The organism is Rhodococcus sp. OK519 (assembly GCF_003051005.1).
Classification (GTDB): domain Bacteria; phylum Actinomycetota; class Actinomycetes; order Mycobacteriales; family Mycobacteriaceae; genus Prescottella.
In genome coordinates this window covers 23460-41503 of sequence record NZ_QAOW01000002.1, presented here as the reverse complement: position 1 = coordinate 41503, position 18044 = coordinate 23460, and the positions used below count along the sequence as shown (strand labels likewise).

General features: G+C 68.9%; 16 protein-coding genes. 6 read left to right on the top strand and 10 right to left on the bottom strand.

Translation table 11 applies throughout. The features are described 5' to 3' along the window. Window positions 1-23: 23 nt before the first annotated feature. The 3 genes from C8K36_RS07495 to C8K36_RS07485 form a co-directional block, all read right to left on the bottom strand. Window positions 24-284, bottom strand: coding sequence for a GlsB/YeaQ/YmgE family stress response membrane protein (locus tag C8K36_RS07495; protein ID WP_107983863.1), 261 nt, complete (start codon window positions 282-284; stop codon window positions 24-26). Between the two features lie 74 nt (window positions 285-358). Beyond that, window positions 359-595 (bottom strand): CsbD family protein, encoded by a 237-nt coding sequence (locus tag C8K36_RS07490; RefSeq protein WP_107983862.1) that lies wholly within the window; start codon window positions 593-595, stop codon window positions 359-361. Window positions 596-642: 47 nt separating this feature from the next. Then, window positions 643-1182, bottom strand: a complete 540-nt coding sequence (locus C8K36_RS07485) for a Dps family protein (RefSeq protein WP_107983861.1) — start codon at window positions 1180-1182, stop codon at window positions 643-645. Window positions 1183-1305: 123 nt separating this feature from the next. Between C8K36_RS07485 and C8K36_RS07480 the strand changes: the two genes are divergently transcribed. Beyond that, window positions 1306-2232 (top strand): hypothetical protein, encoded by a 927-nt coding sequence (locus C8K36_RS07480; protein ID WP_258195306.1) that lies wholly within the window; start codon window positions 1306-1308, stop codon window positions 2230-2232. A 112-nt stretch (window positions 2233-2344) separates the two neighbouring features. Here C8K36_RS07480 and C8K36_RS07475 read toward each other — a convergent pair whose 3' ends face one another. The 3 genes from C8K36_RS07475 to C8K36_RS07465 all read right to left on the bottom strand — a co-directional run bounded on the left by C8K36_RS07475 (window position 2345) and on the right by C8K36_RS07465 (window position 6325). Then, window positions 2345-3517, bottom strand: a complete 1173-nt coding sequence (locus C8K36_RS07475) for a thiolase family protein (RefSeq protein ID WP_107983859.1) — start codon at window positions 3515-3517, stop codon at window positions 2345-2347. A 98-nt stretch (window positions 3518-3615) separates the two neighbouring features. Continuing rightward, on the bottom strand, window positions 3616-4962 hold the full coding sequence (locus C8K36_RS07470) for an amidase family protein (protein ID WP_107983858.1): 1347 nt from the start codon (window positions 4960-4962) through the stop codon (window positions 3616-3618). 52 nt (window positions 4963-5014) lie between these two features. Further along, on the bottom strand, window positions 5015-6325 hold the full coding sequence (locus C8K36_RS07465; protein ID WP_107983857.1) for a D-arabinono-1,4-lactone oxidase: 1311 nt from the start codon (window positions 6323-6325) through the stop codon (window positions 5015-5017). A 77-nt stretch (window positions 6326-6402) separates the two neighbouring features. Between C8K36_RS07465 and C8K36_RS07460 the strand changes: the two genes are divergently transcribed. Beyond that, complete coding sequence (locus C8K36_RS07460; RefSeq protein WP_107983856.1) at window positions 6403-7074, top strand: TetR family transcriptional regulator; 672 nt, start codon at window positions 6403-6405, stop codon at window positions 7072-7074. Between the two features lie 59 nt (window positions 7075-7133). After that, a complete protein-coding gene (locus C8K36_RS07455; protein ID WP_107983855.1) occupies window positions 7134-8312 on the top strand; it encodes an amino acid deaminase/aldolase in 1179 nt (392 codons plus the stop codon). Here the strand turns inward: C8K36_RS07455 and C8K36_RS07450 are convergent. Next, entirely contained in the window at window positions 8282-11815 is a 3534-nt protein-coding gene (locus C8K36_RS07450) for a TM0106 family RecB-like putative nuclease (RefSeq protein WP_107983854.1), read from the bottom strand. The two genes, C8K36_RS07455 and C8K36_RS07450, sit on opposite strands and share 31 nt — an antisense overlap. 93 nt (window positions 11816-11908) lie before the next feature. Between C8K36_RS07450 and C8K36_RS07445 the strand changes: the two genes are divergently transcribed. After that, on the top strand, window positions 11909-12544 hold the full coding sequence (locus C8K36_RS07445) for an alpha/beta hydrolase (protein WP_107984295.1): 636 nt from the start codon (window positions 11909-11911) through the stop codon (window positions 12542-12544). After that, window positions 12544-13299, top strand: a complete 756-nt coding sequence (locus C8K36_RS07440; protein ID WP_107983853.1) for a maleylpyruvate isomerase N-terminal domain-containing protein — start codon at window positions 12544-12546, stop codon at window positions 13297-13299. The genes C8K36_RS07445 and C8K36_RS07440 overlap by 1 nt, the downstream gene beginning before the upstream one ends. A gap of 70 nt (window positions 13300-13369) precedes the next feature. Here the strand turns inward: C8K36_RS07440 and C8K36_RS07435 are convergent, their stop codons facing one another. The 3 genes from C8K36_RS07435 to C8K36_RS07425 all read right to left on the bottom strand — a co-directional run bounded on the left by C8K36_RS07435 (window position 13370) and on the right by C8K36_RS07425 (window position 16744). Then, window positions 13370-15157: an AMP-dependent synthetase/ligase gene (locus tag C8K36_RS07435; protein WP_107983852.1), complete on the bottom strand. Its 1788-nt coding sequence runs from the start codon at window positions 15155-15157 to the stop codon at window positions 13370-13372. 166 nt (window positions 15158-15323) lie between these two features. Further along, complete coding sequence (locus C8K36_RS07430) at window positions 15324-16031, bottom strand: heme peroxidase (RefSeq protein ID WP_107984294.1); 708 nt, start codon at window positions 16029-16031, stop codon at window positions 15324-15326. A gap of 68 nt (window positions 16032-16099) precedes the next feature. Continuing rightward, entirely contained in the window at window positions 16100-16744 is a 645-nt protein-coding gene (locus C8K36_RS07425) for a phosphoribosyltransferase (protein ID WP_107984293.1), read from the bottom strand. A gap of 133 nt (window positions 16745-16877) precedes the next feature. On the opposite strand from C8K36_RS07425, the gene C8K36_RS07420 reads away from it, so the two are divergent. Beyond that, a complete protein-coding gene (locus C8K36_RS07420) occupies window positions 16878-18041 on the top strand; it encodes an alpha-hydroxy-acid oxidizing protein (protein WP_107983851.1) in 1164 nt (387 codons plus the stop codon). Window positions 18042-18044: the final 3 nt, after the last annotated feature.

Sequence of the window (18044 nt, the reverse complement as noted above, 5' to 3'; positions counted from 1 at the left end):
CGGGGCTCTCGTCTGCAGGCGCGTCAGCGTCGCCCGGTCACCAACTTGACCAGGAACAGCAGAATGATCGCGCCGAGCAGGCAGGTGAAGAAGCTGAATATCAGCCCACCGCCCTCGACGTCGAGGAAGGCGCCGAGAACGAATCCGCCGATGAGGCCGCCGACGATGCCGACCACGACATTGAGGATGATGCCCATCTGCTCATCGGTCTTCATGACCTTGCTGCCGATCCAGCCGGCGAGACCGCCGATGATGATCCAACCGAGGATTCCGAGGGAGAGCATGGCGGTCCTTTCGAGGGGAGGACGGTCCGGGCGCCCCCGACGGGTGCCCGGACCGAGATTCTGCGCTTGGGTGACTACTGCTGTTCAGCCCGCTGGCGAGCCTCCTGGGCTGCGGCTTCGGCGCGGGCCTTCTCGGCCTCTGCTTCCTTCTGCGCGACTTCGCGCTGGGCCTCGGCCTTGTCCTGCTGGGCCTCACCCTCGCGGCGCAGGTCGTCCTGTCCGGTCACGGCGCCGACGGCTTCCTTGACCTTGCCCTTGATGCCTTCTACGACGCCCTCGATGCCTTCGGCGGGTCCACTCTTCTCGCTCATCGCGATTCCTTTCGTCGGGACTTCGATTTCGTTACCGGACGGGTCGATCAGCGGGCGGCGGCCGCAGCCTTCTTCTCGGTGGGCTCGCCCTCGTTCGCGAGGCGGCCTCCCGCGTTCTCGAGGTGGGCGCGGACGAACCACTGGAACTTTTCGAGTTCGGCAGTCTGGCCGATCAGCATGTCCTCGGTGATCGGGTCGATCTTGCCGACCGTCCCGATGGCCTTGCGGTTGTGCTCGATCAGCCCGGTGTAGACGAGGTCGAGAGCCGCGAGGTGCGCCTGAGCGCTGTCGCGTCCCACCGAGTAGTCGTCCCACGAGCGGTCCTTCTCGATGGCGCCCGGTGTGCCCTGAGGCGAGACGCCGAGGGCGGCGATGCGCTCCGCGACGGCGTCCGCGTAGCCGCGCACCAGCTCGACCTGCGGGTCGATCATCTCGTGCACGCCGATGAAGTTCGGTCCCACCACATTCCAGTGGACGTGCTTGAGAGTGAGGTGCAGGTCGTTGTATGCGCTGAGTCGGTTCTGCAGAGTGTCGGCGACCTTGGTTCCCTGATCGGTGGTCAGCCCCGGAACGGTGAAGTTGGTCATCGTGTGTCCTTTCGTTCCCTTCGCGTATTCCCCTTCGCCGTGTGGTTCACGCCCCCGAATCGTCGGGAGGAAACCCTTCCCCGGTGAAGCGATGTTGCTTTTTACAACGGTACTACAAAATCTATGTCCTGCACGGCAGATAAGTTGGCGCTGGTCGGATGGGGTGTTTCGGGTCTGGTCGGCCGCGCGGTGCGGTGCCAGGATCGACGGGTGGATGTCGACAAGGTGACCGACGAGCTGTACGGGCTCGAGCCGTCCAGCTTCGTCGCAGCCCGGACGGCCCGGGTCGAGGAGGCGAGGGCGAAGAAGGACCGGGAAGCGGTCAAGGCGGTGTCGGCGTTGAAGAAGCCCACCGTCGTCGGCTGGCTCGTGAACCTCCTGTCACGGGAGCGGCCGGAGGACGTCGATGCCGTGCTGTCACTCGGGGACGCGCTGCGGACGGCGCAGCGGCGCCTCGACCCCGCAGCGTTGCGTGAGCTGACCACGCAGCGGCAGCGAGTGGTGCGGGCACTGGCGGAATCTGCGGGCGAACTGGCCGCGCAGCGGGATCGGGTCGTGGGGGAGGCTGCGCTGAGGGACGTCGCGCAGACGCTGCACGCCGCGATGGCCGACCCGGATCTGGCGCGGACGGTGCGGCGCGGTCGGGTGCTGGGTGCCGCAACCTACAGCGGCTTCGGGCCGGCCGGTCTCGAATCCGTCCCCGAAGAAGACGATTCGGCGCAGGACGTGGAGTATCGCCCGGATCCCGCCGCGGGTGCCGTCGCGCTCGCCGAGCTCGAGGCGGCCCGGGCGTCCGAGGAGAAGGCTCGCGTCGAGTTGGACGCGCGGGAACGCGACCGCGCGGACGCGCGGGGCGAAGTGGAGCAGATCGCCGACCGACTCCGCGCTCTGGACCGAGAGCGGGAGCATCTCGCGCAGCGGGGCGAGTTCGCTCGCCAGGCAGAGCGCACCGCGAGTGACGCCGTGCGCTCCGCGCGGTCCGGGCTCGAGGAGGCGCGTGCGCAAGTCGCGGCGGCGGAGGCGGCGGAGGCGGCGGTTGAGGAGCCCTGACGTCGGCCTGCGCCGGGGCTCAGACGCTGGACCTCAGGCGCCGGAGCTCGGACGCCACGAAGGCGGCCGTCCCGACATGGGGGCGGCCGCCTTCGTCGTTCGGTTCCTACCGTCAGATGCGCTCGTAGATGGTGGCGTTCGCGGTGCCGCCACCCTCGCACATCGTCTGCAGGCCGTAGCGGCCGCCGGTGCGCTGCAGGTGGTGGACCAGCGTCGCGGCCAGTCGAGCACCCGAGCCGCCGAGCGGATGGCCCAGAGCGATCGCGCCACCGAGCGGGTTCATCGACTCCGGCGATGCGCCGGTCTCGAGCTGCCATGCCATCGGCACCGAGGCGAACGCCTCGTTGACTTCGAACGCGTCGATGTCGTCGATCGACAGGCCCGACTTCTTGAGCGCCAGTGCAGTCGCGGGGATCGGGCCGGTGAGCATCTTGACCGGGTCGTCGCCGGCGACGACGGCAGTGTGGATGCGTGCCAGCGGCGTCAGGCCCAAAGCCTTCGCCTTCTCGGACGTCATCACCAGGACCGCGGCGGCGCCGTCCGAGATCTGCGATGCGCTACCGGCCGTGATGACGCCACCCTCGAGGAACGGCGACTTCAGCTGGCCCAGCTTCTCGGTGGTGGAGCCGCGGCGGATGCCCTCGTCGGCGGAGAAGACGGTGCCGTCCGCGAGCGTGAACGGCGCGATCTCCGCCTCGAACGCGCCCGCGTCCTGTGCGGCGGCGGCGCGCTCGTGCGAGGCCACCGAGTACTCGTCGAGCTGCGCGCGGGAGATGTTCCACTGCTGCGCGATCAGCTCGGAGCCGACGCCCTGGTTGAAGCGGCCGTTGAAGCCGGGCGCCTCGAGCTGGGTCGCGTAGCGCTCACGGGCGGGGCCCGCGGAATCGCCGGTGCCCGGAACGTTCGAGGAGCCGAGGGGCACTGCGGTCATCATCTCGACGCCACCGGCGACGATGACGTCGGCCTGGCCCGAGATGACCGACGCGGCGGCCATCGAGATGGTCTGCTGCGACGAGCCGCACTGACGGTCGACGGTCAGTCCCGGCACCGACTCGGGCCAGCCGGCGCCGAGGACGGCCATGCGACCGATGTTGCCGGTCTGCATGCCGACGCTGTTGACGTTGCCCCAGTACACGTCGTCGACGATCGACGGATCGATGCCGGTGCGCTGGGCGATCGCGCGGAGCACGTGGGCGGACAGCTCCACCGCGTGCACGTCCGCGAGGGAGCCCTTGCGCTTGCCGATAGGGGACCGTACTGCCTCGACGATTACTGCGTCACGCATGTCGCCTCACTCTCTCCGAAGATAGTGGATCGAGTGTAATCAGTTAGATGAATCTGTGTCCGGGCGGGTGGTGCGACACACACATTCGACGCGACGTCTCAGTGCGGTGCCGCCACCCCGGCCCGTGCAACGCGCTCCGCCAGTGCCAGCACGTCGCGGTCGCGTCCGGCCGGACCCACCACCGAGAGCCCTACCGGGAGCCCGTTGTCGGAGCGCACCGGGACGGTCGCAACCGGGAGCCCGGCGACGGTCGCCACCGCGATCAGCAGCCCGGTGGTGCGCAGCGTCGCGGCGAGATGGACGCTGGCGGGATCGTCGGCGGTGGACGGTGCGTTCGATCCGGTGGTGGGCAAGAGCAGGACCCGTGAGCCGAGGTAGTCGCGGACCGTCTGCCCCGCCGCCCGCACCTCGGACAGGCTGCGCTCGTACGTCGATTCCGTCACCATCGACGCGGCGAGAAAGTTCACCCGCGCCTCGTCACTGATCGACCCGGTCGCGGTGGACACCCAGCCACCGTATTGCTGCCACGCCTCGTACCCCTGCACCGCGACGACCGCGTCGTACCAGTCGGGCAGGGCGGCGATGTCGAGTTCCTCCTCGGCCAGTGGGGGCAGGCCCGCGCGCTTCCACTGTGCGAGCGCTGCGCGGACCGCGGGCTGGACGCCGGCGTCGGCGACCGCGAGCAACCCCGGTGAGGTGACTGCCGCCTCGATCGGGATGTCGGGCGCCGCGGGGAGGAGGGCATCGCCGACGGTGGCGAGGGTGGCCGCGTCGGCGCACACCCAGCCGACGTTGTCGAATGTGCGTGAGAGTGGCATCAGGCCCGTCGTCGCCACGGCACCGTGCGTCGGACCGAACCCGTACAGGCCTTGGTAGGCGGCGGGGATCCGCACCGATCCCGTCGTATCCGGTCCGAGGCCGACCGTGGTGGTGCGACGGGCGACCGCGGTCGATGCCCCCGAAGTCGCGCCGCCCGGAACGCGTCCCGCGGCAGCCGGATTGGGTGGGGTCCCGTACGAGGTGTTGATACCGGAGTGTCCGAACCCGAAGCCGACGGTCTGAGTGATCCCGGTGACGGTGGCGCCCAGTGCGAGCAGGCGGGCCACGCTGTCGGCCGTCGCGGTCTCGGTAGGCGCCTGGCCCAGCCAGGCCGGATTGCCCGCTCCGACGCGCTGCCCCTGGATCGAGAAGAGATCGGTGACGGCGACCTTCAATCCGTTCGCCGCTCCGGAACCCGTTGCGGGAACGAGCGGATCGCCCTGGATCCGCCAGGTGGCCTTGTCGTCCGCGACGACGTCCCCGCCGGGGAGCGGCGGAACGCCGGGGTCCTTCAGTCCGTCGCCGCAGCCGACCACAAGCGTGGCACCGCCGGCGACAGCAATGAGGGTGCCCGCTCGCAGGAACGTGCGGCGATCGAGGCGCGGTCGCTCCGGTCCGGTCGGCACATCGCTCAGAGTAGCGAGGTGCCGACCGGTTTCCGGCTCGTTCGAGCAGGTGTCAGGCCAGAACCTGCCGCAGGTAGGCGTTGTCGAAGGTGCGCGTCGGGTCGTGCTTGTCGCGCACCGTGCAGAAGTCGTCGAACCGCGAGTACGTGGGGCGCAGGTCGTCCGCGGTGCGGCCGTGCATCTTGCCCCAGTGCGGACGGCCGTCGACTGCGCGCGCGATCGCCTCGACCGCGTCGAAGTACTCGCTGTGATCGCGCCGGTGGTACTGGTGCACGGCGATGTACGCGCTGTCGCGGCCGTTGGCGGTCGAGAGCCACACGTCGTCGCCGGGAGCGAAGCGCACCTCGACGGGGAAGGCGATGTTGCAGTCCGACCGATCGAGCCAGCCGGAGATCTCCCGCAGCGTGTCCTTCACGGCCTCGACGGGTACCGCGTACTCCATCTCGCGGAAGCGCACCCGGCGCGGCGACGCGAACACGTGATAGCTGCGGTCCGTGAACTCGCGCGCCGACAGCGCCCGCGCCGAGATGTGGTTGATCTGCGGAATCGCGGCGGGGAAGGCTGTCGTCACCCGGTTGATGCCCTCGAACAGCGTGTTCGACATCAGTTCGTCGTCGATGTAGCCGCGGATCCTGCTCAGGGGAGCGAGCTCGGTGTCCCCGGGGAGTCGGGTGTTTCGTTTCGTCAGTACGCGATTGGTGTGCGGGAACCAGTAGAACTCGAAGTGGTCGACGCTTTCGAGATCGTGTTCGAGCCCGTCGAGCGTCTCGCTGAGCCGGGCCGGGCCCTCGGCCGCGTGCAGTGCGTACGCCGCGGTCACCGCCAGATCCAACTTGGTGATGATGCCGAGTGCGCCGAGCCCGATGCGGGCGGCCTGGAACAGTTCGGGATTCTCCGACTCCGAGCAGTCTGCGACAGTGCCGTCGGCGAGCACGATCTGCAGGCCGCGGATCAGCGTCGCCAGTCCGCCGAAGCGGGCGCCGGTTCCGTGCGTGCCGGTCCCGAGGGCGCCGGCGATCGACTGCACGTCGATGTCCCCGAGGTTGATCATCGCCAGCCCGCGCTCCCACAACTGTTCGTTGAGGCTCCGCAGGCGTGTCCCGGCCAGCACCGTGGCGATCGGACCTTCCGGCGTCTGCCGGACGGACTCGATGCCGCAGATGTGGTCGAGACTGACGAGGATGCCGTCGGTGACGGCTACCCCGGTGAACGAATGGCCCGCCCCCACGGCTTTGACGCGTAATCCCTGCTCGGTCGCCTTGGCGACCAGCATGCTCAGCTCGGCCACCGATCGAGGAGTTTCGAATCGGTGAGGTGTCGACGAGTGGGTCCCCGCCCAGTTGCGCCACGTGTCCTGTGCCATTCACGCAACTATCCACTTGGACGAGCGTCCAGGCAAATGAGACACGTTTTTTCCCTTTCGGGTTTTACGATCATGGGATGTTGAATCGGCTTCCAGCGGAAGAGCGCCGCGCCCAACTCGTCGAAGCGGCGTTGAACATTGCCGAACGGGGTGGGATAGCTGCGGTGACGATCCGGGCCGTGGCCGAGGAAGCCGGCGTATCCCTGGGCGTGGTGCACTACTGCTTCGAGAGCAAGGAAGCGCTGATAACGGCCATGGCGGAGAGCCTGGTGCTACAGCTCAGCGCAGGAATGCGCGAGGCGTTCGCGTCGGTGTGGGACGCGCAGGAACTCAACGGACTGCGCGATCTGCGCGAGGTGCTCCACACGGGTCTTACCGGGATGTGGCCGCTCATCGAGGCGACAGCGGATCGCCAGTTGCTCACCTACGAGATCACCGCCTATGCCCTGCGGCAACGCGCCGCAGGCGCGCCGGTCGCCGGGAGTGTCGCAGACGAGCAGTACCGGGTCATGGACATCGAGGCCACCGTGTTTCTCGAGGAGAGCGCACGCCGCACAGGCTGCACGTGGACGGAACCGGTCGAGGCTATCGCCCGATTCGCGCTCGCGGTCATCGATGGAATCGTGCTGCGCTGGCTCGTCGACCGCGACAGCAACGCGATCGTCACCGAGTTGGACGATCTCGTCCGCATCGTCGGGACCAAGGCCGTCGAGCCGACAACTGATCTGGACAATCGTTCAGTAGAGTGATCGACTGATCCGGACGCCCGCCTCCCGCGTGTTCGACGGGATCGACGAACGGAACTGATGTGACTGCCACGATCGGCCGCCTGACTGCTGCTACCGCGAGTCTCGACCCGCCGCTGGCGGCACTCGATCTGGCGACACTGCAGACGAACGCAGCTGACCTGGTCCGGCGCGCGGAGGGTACGCCGGTACGGGTTGCGAGCAAGTCGGTGCGGTGCCGGGCCGTCCTCGAGATCGCGCTCGGCGCCGGGCTCACCGCCTCCGGCGGCTTCCGCGGCATCATGTCGTACTCGCTGCGCGAGGCCATCTGGCTCGCGCAGCAGGGTGCGCAGGACGTGCTGATGGGGTACCCCACGGTCGATCGCGCGGCGCTGGCCCAACTCGGCTCGGACAGTTCCCTTCTCGACCGGATCACTCTCATGGTCGACGACGTCGCCCAGTTGGACCTGATCCGGGACGCGGTCGGCTCCGACCGCGTGCGACCGAGGGTCTGCCTCGACATCGACGCGTCGTTGCGCCTGGGCCCCGCGCACCTCGGGGTGCGGCGGTCGCCGCTGAGGGAGCCTCATCAGGTGGCGCGTGTCGCGCGCGCCGCTGCCGATCGGGGGTTCGCCGTGGTCGGAGTGATGTTCTACGAGGCGCAGATCGCGGGGCTGCCCGACACCAGCTTCGCGGTGCGGATGGTCAAGAAGGCATCGGCCGCCGAACTCGCCACCCGTAGAGGCGCTGTCGTCGCAGCGGTCTCGGCCGAGGTGGGCGAACTCGAAATCGTCAACAGCGGTGGGACGGGTTCGCTGGAGGTCAGTTCGGCCGACGCCGTCGTCACCGAGGTGACTGCGGGTTCCGGCCTGTACGTGCCGACGCTGTTCGACCGCTACCACTCGTTCTCGCCGCGTCCGGCCATGTTCTTCGCGCTGCCCGCGGTGCGCAAGCCGACACCGAAGATCACCACGCTGTTCGGTGGTGGCTACATCGCCTCGGGGCCGGCCGGGAAGACGCGCGTCCCCACTCCGGTGTGGCCGAGCGGGTTGACGCTGTCGCGTAACGAGGGCGCGGGCGAGGTGCAGACACCCGTGTCGGGTGCCGCCGCGGCCGAACTCGCGGTGGGCGACCGGGTGTGGTTCCGCCACGCGAAGGCCGGCGAGCTGTGCGAACGATTCACCGAGATCCATCTCGTGGACGAGGATGGCCACGCCACGGCGACGCCGACCTATCGCGGGGAAGGCAAATGCTTCGGCTGACCTGAATGTGCGGGGGCGGTGTCCCGGGCAGGTTCCGGGGCCAGTCGCAGGAAAGCTCCCAACTCGGTGAGGGCGGCAGGCGTCGACGGAAGGTAGTGCGTGAAGGTGCGTGACCGCACGACGACCGCGCACCACTTGCCACGTGAGAGAGCCACATTCAGACGGTTGCGGGACAGCAGGAAAGACATTCCGCGTGGCGCGTCGTCGGCGGTCGACGCGGTCATCGACACCAGGACGACGGCCGCCTGACGTCCCTGGAACTTGTCGACGGTCCCGACGAGGACGTCCGGGAGACCCGCCGCCGAGAGGTCGTGCCGGAGCCTCGCGACCTGCGCGTTGAACGGCGCCACGACGAGGACGTCGGACTGGCCGAGCGGCCGGGCGCCGTCGAAGGCACTCGCATCGGTCCAGTCCCGGCCCAGCAGCGATCGGATCTTGGCAACGATCGCGGACGATTCCTCCTCGGAATCGGTCGATCTCCCGGCGTGCTCGACGATTTCGGTGTGCACCCCGGGTTCGACGCCCGCCAGGTGCCGCGCGGTGGTCACGGCCTCCTCCGAGCGGAGCCGGTCGTCGTAGGACAGCGCCGACACCCGCGCGCACAGGGCGGGATGCATGCGCCACGTGCGGCCGAGGAAGTAGCCGCGGTCACGGGGCAGGGCGTCGTGCCCTGCCGCCAGCCAGCCCAGCGCGGACTCGTCGACCGGTTCGGGATGCGTGCCCTGGCTGACCTGCGGGAGCTGCTGCGGGTCGCCGAGAAGAAGCAGGTTGCGCGCCGACGCGCTCACCGCGACTGTGTTCGCGAGCGCGAACTGCCCGGCCTCGTCGATCACCAGGAGATCGAGACTGTTCACCGGAACTCGCTCGGAATGCGCGAAATCCCAGGCAGTCCCGCCGATGACACACCCCGCGGTGGCGGCGGCGAGAAAGCGCGGGTAGTCGGTGGCGGTGATCGCGGTCCAGCGGCGGCCCTCGGCGCGGTCTGCCTTCTTCGCGACCGACGCACCGTCGAGTCCGGCGTCGACGACCGCGTCGAGCATGTTCTCCACCACCGCGTGCGACTGCGCGACCACCCCGATCCGCCACCCGTGTTCGGTCACGAGGCGGGCGATGACGCGGCCGCCGGTGAACGTCTTTCCGGTGCCGGGCGGCCCATGCACGGCGAGGTACGAGTCATCGAGATCGAGCAGCGCGGTCGCGATGGCGATCGTGTGGTCGGACCCCGCGACAGGCGGCAGCCCGGCCCCGCTGCGGGTGCGCGGCGGCACTCGTCTGAGCAGGTCGGTCGCCGCGTTCGCAGGCAGGGCGGGCAGCGCGGACGCCGTTGTCTCCGCGAATTCCTCGATGGAGCGCTCGATCCGGAGTGTCGCGATCGGATGCCCGGGCGCGAGCGCCATCGGGACGCCGTCGTGCTCGACATCTCCTGTCAGCAACTCCTCGACCACGACGACGTCCCGGAAGTCGGTGTCCGAGCCCACGGAGAGCACGACAGCCGTCGACCAGACACGCTGCCCCGAGCGGGCCGCGGTCTTGGCGCCGGGAACCGCCTGGTCGTACAGCGGGAAGACCTCGGCTCCCGGCGCCACTGTGCTCCCGGTACCGAAGCGGCCGGTGATCCGGAGGTGCCGTCGCAGTTTTCGCTGCCTCGGGGTGCTCGTGTGCCAGCCCTGCTCCACCACGACGTCGTCCACCAGCAGCACGTCGCGGGCCTCGGGCCACTCGTCCACCGGGTCACTCAGACGGGCGAAGTGCGCCCACCAAAACGGCTTCCGCTCCCGTCGGTGATACCCGACGGCGGCGGCTGTCAGGGCGGCGGCCTGCTGGTCTGCCGTGCGTACCGCAGCGGGGCCGTCGCCGGCGAAACCGCGTAGCGCGCGCTCGGCGGCGCTGTCTTCGTCGGGTTCGGTTGTGGACGGGACGGTTTCGTGAGGGTGCAAGGAGACGCCGTGCTCGGCGGCCTGGGTCAGCAGCCAGTTGCGGAGTTCGCGGGTGGAGACGCAGTCGTCCTCGTTGTAGTCGCAGATCTCGTGGAGCACGGCCGCGGCGTCGTCGGGTCGGCCTCGATCGCGCAGTTCGCAGAAGCGGGCGTACGCGACAACCGAGTCGGCCGCGGTGGTGACACCGCTGCCCCGCAGTTGCGTGCCCATGTAGAGCGGTTCGAGTCTCTTGATGCTGTACGACCGTTCGCCGATCCGGAGCGACGCTCGGACGATCGGGTAGAGATCCACCAGCACGCCGTCCCGCAGCAGTTCGTCGACTGTCTCCTCACCGACGCCGTGACGTCCGGCCAGGCGCAGCAGCGCGGACTTCTCGTACGCCGCGTAGTGGTACACGTGCATCCCCGGATGGGCGGTGCGGCGGGCCTGGACGTAGTCGAGGAAGGCCAGCAGCGCGCGTCGCTCCTCGGCGCGATCGTGGGCCCAGAAGGCCAGGAAGCGCGGCGTGTCGCCGACCTCGGGTTCTTCGAGGACACCGAAGAGGTATTCGAGGCCCCACTCCGTCGAACCCGATTGGGCCCACAGCGGATCGCCCTCGAAGTCGAAGTAGATGTCACCGGCATCGGGTTGCGGCAGCACCGCCAGCGCGGAGGGAGCGAAGATCTCGAACTCCTCGGTGCCGGACGATTCCTGGCGGACCTGAATTGCGGCCTGAGCGCGCAGGCCGCGGAGCGTCGCGTCGGGCAGATCGGGGACCGAGTCCGTTCTCGTTGCCAGCGCGTCGATCGTGGTGACGCCCGCGGACACGAGTTTCTGACGACTGCTCGCGCGAATTCCCGCCACCAGCATCACGTCGCGACGGCTCTCGATCTCCGGGGCGCACGCCCCGCACCGTCCACACGCGACGTACCGCTCGTCGCCCCACACGGCGGGCGCACCGTCGGCGCGGTGTTCGTCGAGGACACGTTGGAGTGCCGAGCGGCGCGCGCGATACACCGGCAGGAGATCCGCCAGCGAGTGCGCCGAGTCGGAGCCGTCCCCGAGCAGCAGGTGCACCTTCTCCGCGGGACGAATGCCGGCGGCGTCGAGGGCATCCGCGTACGCGGCCAGTTGCAGCAGTGCGGATACCTCGACATGGCGGGACAGTTTCGCGTCGTACACCGCGTAGGAGGCGCGTTCCCGGTCCTCGTGATCCTCGCGGACCAGGAAGTCGCAGAAGCCGAGGAACCGACCGTCGAAGAACGTGCCCTGGTGGATCACCGGGGCTCCGTCGAGCGCCGCCGCGATGGTGGCGTGCTGCGCGTCGAACAGACCGACGGAGGTGTAGTCGGGTGGGGGCAGGGACTCGACGCGCCCGTAGCGGGCCTCGAAGTCGTCGCGCACCCGGCGTTCGTGAGCCTCTCCGAGCAGCGAAGCGCGCTGCAACATCGGGTCGGTGGCCACACCGCGTTCCGCGGTGGCGAGTCCGAGGAGTCCGTCGACTCGTCGGAGCAGGGCGAACTCGCACGATGCCGCCACCGTGAGATCCCCGGTGCTGTACACGATCACGTCGTCGAGCAGGAACATCGCGCCCCCTTCCCCGTCGGTTCGGGCGATTGTGTCACCGCCCGCCGACAGGTGGGGGAGGCGTGCGACGCGAAGAACCGGGAGAATGAGCGCATGCCGTTCTTCTCCGGGGCTACCGGACAGGTCCACTACCGTCGCTGGCCGCTCGCCGGGGGTGGCCACCCCCGCGCCGGACTGGTGTTCCTGCACGGCATGGGACAGCACACCGGGCACTACCATCGCTTCGCGGCGGGACTCGCCGACCACGACATCGAGATGTGGGGCATCGACCAGGCCGGCCACGGACTGTCGGAGGGCACGCCCGGCACGCCCGGTGCACTCACCGATCTGGCGGACGACGCCGCCCGGCTGACCGGCCTTGCCGTCGACGACCGCCCCGGTCTGCCGCTCGTGGTGATGGGGCATTCGCTCGGTGCGGCGGTCGCGATCACCCTGCTTCGCCGTGAGCTCGCCCCCTTCCGGGCGGCCGTCCTGTGTGGAACCCCCAAATCGGTTGCGGGGCACAGTGAGACATCCGACTTCACGGACCCCGGTTTCCCCGTGCTGGCCGTCCACGGCGTCGACGACAGGCTCGCTCCGATCGACGGCGTCCGTGGGTGGTCGGCGGGTGCGGCCGGGCTCGAGCTGCGCGAGTACGCCGATGCCGGCCACGATCTACTGCACGAGAAGATCCACCGAGCCGTCACCGACGACGTCGCGGAGTTCGTCCTCGGCGCTACCGTGGGTTGATGGATACCCCACACCTGCTGTCCGCGTTACGCACTCAGGGCAGACTGCTGGCGGGCACCCCCGTCGAGGCCCTTGCGGAACGGGTTCCGGCGGTGCCGGGATGGACCGTCGAGCACGTGCTGCGTCACACCGGGAAGGTGCACCTGTGGGTGGCGGCCGCGCTGCGGGCGGAGCCGGGGACGCCGCTGGCGGAGATTCACCGGGACGGTGACATGCCGCGAGGTCCCGAATGCGTTGCGGCCTACCGCGCCGCTCTCGACGCGGTGCTCGCCGAGTTCGATCGGCACGGCGCCGATCACCCGGTCCCGACGATGGTCGGTCCGGGCACGGTGGGGTGGTGGATCCGTCGGCAGGCGCACGAGGTCTCGATCCACCGGGTCGATGTCTCCGATGCGATCAGCGCGGCCGGTGGGCCGGACGTCCCGGCGCTCGAAGCGGGGGCAGCGGCCGACGGGGTGGACGAGTGGGCGCACGTGTTCCTCGGCCGCCTCGCGAGTGCCGGCAAGCTGCCGGAATCACTCGACGGCCGCACGATCCATCTGCACGGCACCGACGCGGCCGCCGCCGAATGGCACCTCGCGTTCGAGCCGGGGGCGGTCGTGGTGACACGGGAGCACCGCAAAGGCGATGTGGCGTTGCGTGGCCCGGCGCAGGACCTATTGCTCGCGATGTGGCGTCGACGTCCGCTCGCCGGTCTCGACACGGTCGGCGATCACTCCGTCGCGCAGGACCTCCTGAACGCCGTGGCGTTGTAGGAGACGCCGATACGACGCGGGCCCGGACGCGACGTGACGTCGTGTCCGGGCCCGGAAACCGTTGCCGTGCTTACGTGTAGATGCGCTCGATCAGCTCTGCGTGCTGCTCGTGAATGATGTTGCGCTTGAGCTTGAGCGTCGGCGTGAGCTCGCCGGTCTCGACGGTGAAGTCGACCTCGAGGAGACGGTACTTCTTGATCTGTTCGGGTTTCGACACCTTCGTGTTGCCCTCGACCACCGCGGAGTCGATCTCGGCGAGCAGGTCGGGGTGCTTGACCAGCTCGGAGATCGGGGTGTCGGCGGGGAGGCCGTTGCGCTCCTTCCAGCCGGGCAAGGCCTCCGGATCGAGTGTGATGAGCGCGCCGATGAACGGCTTCGCGTCACCGACCACCAGGCACTGGCTGACGAGCGGGTGCGCGCGTAGTGCGTCCTCGAGCACCGCGGGCGCGACGTTCTTGCCGCCGGCGGTCACGATTATCTCCTTCTTGCGGCCGGTGATCGACACGTAGCCCTCGGTGTCGATCGAGCCGAGATCGCCGGTGTGGAACCAGCCGTCCCGGAGCGCGTCGGCGGTGGCTGCCTCGTTGTGCCAGTAGCCGGCGAACACGACCGGACCACGGATCAGCAGCTCACCGTCGTCCGCGATCTTCGCGGCGTGGCCGTTGATCGGCTTGCCGACCGTACCGACCTTCTGGTCGCGCGTGGTGTTGACCGTGACGGCCGCGCTGGATTCGGTGAGTCCGTAGCCTTCGTAGACGGGGATGCCGACGCCGCGGAAGAAGTGGCCGAGCCGGGCGCCGAGCGCCGCGCCGCCGGAGACCGCGCGGTCACACTCGCCGCCGAGCGCAACCCGCAGCTTCGAGTACACGAGCTTGTCGAACAGGCCGTGGCGCAGACGCAGGCCGAGTCCGGCACCGCCGGATTCCTGGGCCTCGCTCCACGTGATGGCCGTCTCGGCCGCCTTGGCGAAGATCTTGCCCTTGCCGCCGTCCTCGGCCTTCTGCTTGGCGGAGTTGTAGACCTTCTCGAACACGCGCGGTACCGACAGGATGAAGTTGGGCTTGAACACCGCGAACTGCTCGAGCAGCGTCGTGAGGTCGGAGGTATGGGCGACCGTCACCTTCGCGTCGAAGGCGCCGAACGAGATCGCGCGCGCGAACACGTGCGCGAGCGGCAGGAACATGAGGGTGCGCCGGCCCTCCTGCATCGCGTCGCCGAGCGCGATCTGCACGGCCGCGGACTCCGCGTAGAAGTTGGAGTGGGTCAGCTGCACGCCCTTGGGGCGTCCGGTGGTGCCGGAGGTGTAGATCAGCGTGGCGGGCGACGACGCACGAACCTGGTGCCGGCGCTCGTGCAGTTCGTCGTCGCTGATCCCGCTGCCCCGGGTGATCAGTTCGTCGAGCGCGCCGGCCTCGATCTGCAGGACCTCACGGAGGGCCGGGGCGGCCTCGGCGACGTCCTTGACGGTTTCCGCATGGGTCGATGTCTCGACCACGAGTAAGGATGTTGCCGAGTCCTCGAGAATCCATTGGGCCTGGTCCGCGGAGGAGGTGTCGTAGATCGCAACGGTGCAGCCACCGGCAGTCCAGATCGCGTAGTCGAGGACGACCCACTCGAAGCGTGTGGCCGACAGGATCGCGACGCGGTCGCCGAGTTCGATCCCCGACGCCATCAGGCCCTTGGCGACCGCCTTGACCTGCTGGGCGAACTCGGCCGCGGTGACGTCGACCCAGCCGCCCTTGCCGGGCTTCTTGAAGGGCACGAGGTTCGGACACTCGGCTTCGTATCGGAACACAGTGTCTGCCATGGACGCGTCTTCCGGAATGGTGAACGACTGTGGAACCGAATACTCACGCACTTTGACCCCTCCAAAAAAATGACATGATGGATGTGCATTGGATCACATTCGGAGGAGCTTTGCACTAAGTCTCGTGCCCGATTTGCCGTATTGAGTGCTCCCACCTGCGGAAATAAGTGTAACCGTAAGTTCTGCTAACTTTCCGCAGGTAGTGGGCTCGCAGAGTTCACGCGACCGTGTCATAGGTGTCGGAGTGAGCGCATTTCCACCGTTGCACGGCGTGCTCGAGCGACGACGGCTCCACGCCGAGGGTGGCGGCAGCCGCGGTCAGGATTTCCGCGGAGGGCCCGGACTCACACGAGGCGCTCGCGAGCGCGGACCGGACGAAGTCGTCGGACGCGGCGGCGTGTTTCTGGTCCGCGATGCCGGCGAGGAGCATCAGGTGGCGCCATGTCGTGTCGTCCGGGGCGCCGGTGGATTCGACCCACGCGTCGTGGAGGTCGGCGTACGCGTGGCCGTCGCGGGTCGCGTCGAGCAGATCTCCTACCGAGTCGACGCGCAGCGTGTGCAGGCGTTCCGCGGTTCGCTGGATCTCTGCCGCACGTAGCGGCGCCGCAGAGTCGGAATACCGGCGCTTGTAGTTGCCGACCTTTCCTGCCCACTGATCGGAGCTGCCCGCCTCCTCGAACGTGCGCAGCAGCTCCCGGGCGCCGTCGGTGACGGGGTCCGCAGCGTGCGCGCGGCGGTAGGCGCGATATCGGTCGATCACCGTGCTCGCGTCGGCGTACCGGGATCCGGCGGCCTGGACGGATTCGATGATGCACAGCGCGAGACTGCGCCGAAACTCGTCCGGCGGCACCCAGCTCGACGGATCGCCGAGACGGGCACGGCATGCATCGGCAACCGTCTGTACTTGCTGTTCCGAGACGCTCACGGGACCTCCCTGGCGGTGTGGAGCCTCCGAGACGTGTATCGGTGTGGCGGCGTCGAATGTTGCACCGGTCACGTTCGATCTTGCCGGGCTCGGGACAGCAGTTCTGTGACCTCCCGGTCGTTCAATTGATGGAAGTCGGTGTAGGCCGCGCCGACGCCGCCGAGATCCGCGGGCACGAAGGGGCACACCACCTCGTCCGCGGTCACTCCGAGTCGGGCCACGGCCTCGCTCGAGGCGACCGGGACGGCAACGACGATCCGTTCGGCGCCCTGCGCTCGTGCTGCAACGCACGCGACGGCCGCTGTCGCCCCGGTGGCCATACCGTCGTCGACCAGGACGACGGTGCGCCCGCGCAGCGACATGCGAGTGTGCCCACCCCGCAGGACCGCGGCGCGCCGTTCCAGCTCTCGCCGTTCGTCCGCCCTGACGGCATCCACGGCCTGCGGGGTGACGTGCGAGAGGCGGATGACGTCGGCGTTGAGTACCTCCGTGCCGCCCTCGCCGATCGCGCCCATCGCAAGTTCCGGTTGCCACGGCACCCCGAGCTTGCGGACCAGAAGGATATCGAGTGGTGCGGCGAGCGCCTCGGCCACTTCGAAGGCCACTGGGACGCCGCCGCGGGGGAGTCCGAGCACCACCGGTTCGGATCCGCTGAGGTGGCCGAGCGACTTGGTCAGCGCCTGACCGGCTCTCGCTCGCGTCGCATAGTGCATTCGCGTGCTCCGTCGAAGACATTCGCTCTCGATCTCGACGATACGCCGATGCGTGGCTACGCTGTGCCGCGCAGCATGCCGGGCTCCGAAACCGTCGCCGGCGCCGATCATTTCGCACCAGGATGGAGAACTCATGCAGTTCGGCACCTACCAGAACGAGATCTATCTCGCGGCTCTGGCCGGTCGCGCACCGGAGTTCCCGATGGACTACAGCGCGCTCGAGGCCAAGGCCACCGCCGCGATGCCGGAGTCGCTCTTCACCTACGTCGCCGGGGGCGCCGGCGACGAGACGACCCAACGCCGCAACGTCGAGGCGTTCGAGCAGTGGGGGCTGATCCCACGCATGCTCGTGGGCGCGGAGAACCCGAACCTGGCGGTCGAGGCATGGGGTCACACGTTCGCCGGTCCGGTGTTCATGGCGCCGGTCGGCGTCATCGGGCTCTGCGACCTCGACAATCACGGTGATATCGCAGTCGCGAAGGCGTCCGCGCAGACGGGTGTGCCCGCGATGTACTCGACCCTGATGGAGGATCCGCTCGAGGACGTCGTTCCCCATGCCGGTGACACACCCAGTTTCTTCCAGCTGTACACCCCCAAGAATCGGGATCTGGCCGAGAGTTTCGTGAAGCGGGCCGAGGCGGCCGGCTACACGGGGATCACCGTCACCCTCGATACGTGGGTGCCGGGTTGGCGTCCGCGCGATCTCGCCACCGGGAACTTTCCGCAGCTGCGCGGTCACGTTCTGAAGAACTACACGTCCGACCCGGTGTTCCGGGACATGGTCGGCTCCGACGACCCGCAGATGACGGTGCTCCACTGGGTGCAGACCTTCGGGAACTCGATGACATGGGCGGATCTGGACTGGCTGCGCTCGTTGACCACACTGCCGATCATCCTCAAGGGAATCTCGCATCCCGAGGACGCGCGGCGGGCGATCGATGCCGGCGTCGACGGCATCTACTGCTCGAATCACGGTGGGCGGCAGGCGAACGGGGGGATCGGTGCGCTCGAGACGCTGCCGGGTGTCGTCGAGGCGGTCGCGGACCGGGTGCCGGTGCTGTTCGACTCCGGTGTCCGCTCCGGCGCCGACGTCGTGAAGGCGCTCGCGCTGGGCGCCACCATGGTCGGAATCGGACGCCCCTACGTCTACGGACTGGCGCTCGGCGGGGTGCGCGGCCTCGTCCACGTGCTGCGCATGATGCTGGCCGAGGCGGAGTTGCTGATGGGGGTCAACGGATACCCGGACATCCCGGCGGCGCGGGAGAATATCCGGCGTCTCACGGCCGGAAGTCTCTAGGGC